Raw genomic sequence first — 4,009 nt, forward strand, 5'->3', positions numbered from 1 at the left:
CCGCTCTTCCGATCTAAAGACAAATCATCAACATCACTGCCAAGAGTCAGATTATGCCTCAACGTGTCATTAAAGAGTATAGGTTGTTGTAAAACAACAGCAATATGTTCGCGGATGATCTCATAACTGATATCGGTAGAAGAGGCACCGTTGAATCGAATGATTCCCGATGATTGCTGATATGCTCCAATCAGCAATTGAATCAATGTCGACTTACCACCGCCACTTGCACCCACCAACGCCACCTTCTTTCCTGCAGGTATGGTAAGAGACAAGTTGTTAAGTACTTGGTTTTCTTCGTTATACGAGAAATTGATGTTGCTTATCTCGACGTCTACCTCTCGGTCAGCCGTGAATGGATCGATTTTACTTTGTGGCCTGTCTTCTTCTTCCAAAGAAAGTAATGCATTGATTCTAATCAACGCTGCTTTCGCACTGTACCAGGAAAACTGAATACTCAGCAGTTCTTGTACTGGCCCAAGCATAAACCAGAGATAAGAAAAGACGGCAAATATCTGTCCAATAGTAAGGTCACTAAACAGCACCATTAACATAGCCATGGCTCTAAATAACTCAAACCCAAGTAAAAACAGCAAGAAAGAGAAACGACCTGCCGCTTCAGACTGCCAAGCGTACTTGTCTGCGTCGATACGAATTTGATTGGCGTCTTTTTTTAGTTCCTCTAAGAACAACTTCTCTTTGTTGGCCGCGCGCAATTGATAAATACCATCGAGCGTTTCAATCAGCCGATTTTGAAACCGTTCAAACGATTGGTTCTCATATTTCTTTAAATGTTTAACTCGGTTACCCAGTTTACGAGAGAAATAGATAACAATGGGGTTCACTAATAGAATAAACAGGCCTAAGCGCCATTCCAGCCAAAGTAAAACCAGCGCGGTTCCAAGCACGGTGAGCAGACTGACAATAAACTTACTTAAGGTGCCACCAATAAATTTATCGATGGTCTCAATATCTGTCACTAAATGGGAATTTATCCCACCGCTTCCTTTGGTTTCATATTGTTGAATACTTATTCGGCCCAGTTTATCGATCATCCGAGTCCGGATGTTATATGTGATGGTTTTTGAGGCCAACGTAAACTGACGGCTTTGCAGAATATTGAGTGCCTGACTTAGGGTACGCATCACGATTACCGCCAGCAGAGTCAGAACGATGTAACCAGTGGGCGTTTGAAATTCTGTCGGTAAGAACTGATTCATTATGGCTAAGCCAGAACCCGGTTGATCAAGCAGCACTTCATCAACCATCAGTGGCATTAACAATGGGATAGGGACACTAATTAGCGCGGCGACGATAGCAATAGAATTTGCAAAGATGAGCAAGGACTTATGCTTTTTTACTTGAATTAACAGCCAAGAGCGGCTAATAGTATCGTTTGATGTTGTCATAGAGTCGAAATATCCCTATTTCAGTATTGAAAAACTCGCACTATTTAAAACCAAGCAGTCTAGAAAACCTAGCGTATTTTGTTGAGTTCATGCTCAAATCTCCAATTGGAACCATTAATGAAAATAGAACATTACCACCGACTAACCAAACAAGCAGTATCACTTTTAGAGTCAGAAACCGATCTCGTCGCCAATTTAGCGAATCTTAGTGCTTTATTGAACATGGAATTGGCTGACATAAATTGGGTTGGATTCTACCTACTAAAAGATGAAGAATTGGTGTTGGGGCCATTTCAAGGTAATCCAGCTTGTGTAAGAATTCCAATCGGTAAAGGTGTGTGTGGCACTTCGGTGGGAACAAACAGTGTCCAACGTATTTACGATGTGCACCAATTTGAAGGTCACATTGCTTGCGACGCCGCCAGTAACTCAGAACTGGTCATTCCATTTTCGATAAATGGAGAAATAGTCGGAATACTCGATATTGATAGCCCAAGTATTGGCCGCTTTAGTGAAATCGATGAACAAGGATTAACTTTTTTAATGCAAGAAGTGGAAAACCTGCTCAATTCGCACGCTAACAAAGCATAAATTATCTATCTGGTGTGGTTTTTCCTTTTTAGGTCACTATAATACCACCCATATTTACCTTATTGCTTGCGGAAAGACCGCAATAACCAGGAACCCTCATGGAAAATACTGAAAAGTTAAAAAACAGCAAAGAAGTTATCGCATATATTGCTGAATGTTTCCCTAAGTGCTTTACTTTAGAAGGTGAAGCAAAACCTTTGAAAATTGGTATTTTTCAAGATCTTGCAGAACGCTTGAATGAAGATGAAAAAGTAAGCAAGACTCAGCTTCGTGCAGCATTAAGACAGTACACGTCTTCTTGGCGCTATTTACACGGAGCCAAAACAGGCGCTACGCGTGTTGACCTAGATGGCAATGCATGTGGTGAGTTAGAAGAAGAACATGTAGAGCACGCGAAAACGGCATTAGCAGAAAGCAAAGCTCGAGTTCAAGCTCGTCGTAAAGAACAAGCGCAGAAAGCGCGTGAAGAAGGTAAAGCGGCTAAGCCAAAAGCGAAGAAGCCTCAAGCTCGTCGTCCTGCGCCTAAAGCACAAAAAACAGAAAGTAAGCCTGTAGAAACGCGCGCTTTGGTCGCTGACGATATGATCGTTGGTAACAATGTGAACGTAAATATGGGTAAAGGAAACATGGCAGCGACCATTGTTGAAATTAATAAGGAAGACGTGCGAGTTCAACTAGCAAACGGCCTGCAAATGGTTGTGAAAGCGGAGCACTTGCGCGCATAAAGGAGATACTCCTACGCATGAAATGCCGTTCAAAATTGACTCTGATTGCTGCTGGCCTTTGGCTAGCAGTGTCATCAGCTCAGGCTCTTGAAGCCAAATTAAGCAAAGAGGACTTACCCGTTCTCGCTCCTGAAGTTCAGCATGAAACCGCTAGCAAGCGCGTCACCTCACGCTTTACTCGTTCTCATTATAATCACTTCACTTTAGACGATCAGTTCTCCCAAGCGATATTCGCTCGTTACATTGAAATGCTCGATTACAATCGAAATATTTTCACGCAGGCAGACATAAACTCGTTTAATCACTGGTCTGCGGGTCTTGATGAGCAGCTAAAAGCGGGTAACAATCAAATAGCGTTTGATGTCTATAATATTTCGTTGAAGAAACGTTATGAACTGTTTCAATACGCGCTAACCCTTCTTGATACAGAAATGAAGTTCGATGTTGATGAATTTATCGAACTTGATCGCTCAGACGCCGCTTGGCCGGTAGATGACGCCGAAGTGAAAGAGCTGTGGCGAAAACGTGTTAAATACGATGCCCTTAATCTTAAAATGACGGATAAAGAGTGGCCTGAAATCAAAGAGGTATTGGGTAAACGTTATAACAACGCGATTAAACGCTTGAGTCAAACCAACAACGAAGATGCTTTTCAGCTATACATGAATGCATTTGCCAGAGAAGTTGATCCTCATACCAGTTACCTTTCTCCACGTAACGCTGAACAATTCCAATCTGAAATGAACCTTTCGTTAGAAGGGATAGGCGCTGTACTTCAAATGACCGATGACTATACCGTTATTCGCTCTTTAGTCGCGGGTGGTCCTGCTTCTAATAGCAAGCAACTGGGGGAAGGTGATCGAATTGTTGGGGTGGGTCAAGATGGCAAAGACATCGTCGATGTTATTGGATGGCGACTTGATGACGTCGTACAACTGATCAAAGGACCTAAGGGTACCAAGGTTAACTTGCAGATTTTACCCGAAGGTAAGGATGCAAAAAGTCACGTTGTAACAATTGTTCGAGATACGATTCGCCTTGAAGATAGAGCGGTTAAATCTGAGGTAATCGAGAAGGATGGTAAGAAAATTGGTGTACTAGAAGTCCCAAGTTTCTATGTTGGTCTTTCTAAAGATACCGATAAACTGATCTCTGAGTTAGTGGCTGACGGTGTCGATGGCATTATTGTTGATTTGCGTAACAATGGCGGGGGCGCGTTAACAGAAGCGACCGCACTGTCTGGCTTGTTTATAGAGAGTGGCCCGGTCGTTCAGGTTCGTGATA

At 42.6% G+C, this 4,009-nt stretch carries 4 protein-coding genes; 3 read left to right on the forward strand and 1 reads right to left on the reverse strand.

The genetic code is table 11. The annotated features are described in order from the left end of the window. The coding region (locus ACP45E_RS20975; protein WP_069585502.1) for an ABC transporter ATP-binding protein at nt 1-1,409 on the reverse strand (1,409 nt) is incomplete at its 3' end. Between the two features lie 117 nt (nt 1,410-1,526). Here ACP45E_RS20975 and ACP45E_RS20980 point away from each other — a divergent pair. The 3 genes from ACP45E_RS20980 to ACP45E_RS20990 all read left to right on the forward strand — a co-directional run. Beyond that, complete coding sequence (locus ACP45E_RS20980) at nt 1,527-2,000, forward strand: GAF domain-containing protein (RefSeq protein WP_017038613.1); 474 nt, start codon at nt 1,527-1,529, stop codon at nt 1,998-2,000. A 98-nt stretch (nt 2,001-2,098) separates the two neighbouring features. Beyond that, nucleotides 2,099-2,725 (forward strand): RNA chaperone ProQ, encoded by a 627-nt coding sequence (proQ, locus tag ACP45E_RS20985; protein WP_017034246.1) that lies wholly within the window; start codon nt 2,099-2,101, stop codon nt 2,723-2,725. A gap of 17 nt (nt 2,726-2,742) precedes the next feature. Continuing rightward, a partial coding sequence (locus ACP45E_RS20990) for a S41 family peptidase (protein WP_198927777.1) occupies nt 2,743-4,009 on the forward strand: 1,267 nt, incomplete at its 3' end.

The sequence above is a fragment of the Vibrio genomosp. F10 str. 9ZD137 genome (assembly GCF_049974785.1).
Lineage (GTDB): Bacteria > Pseudomonadota > Gammaproteobacteria > Enterobacterales > Vibrionaceae > Vibrio.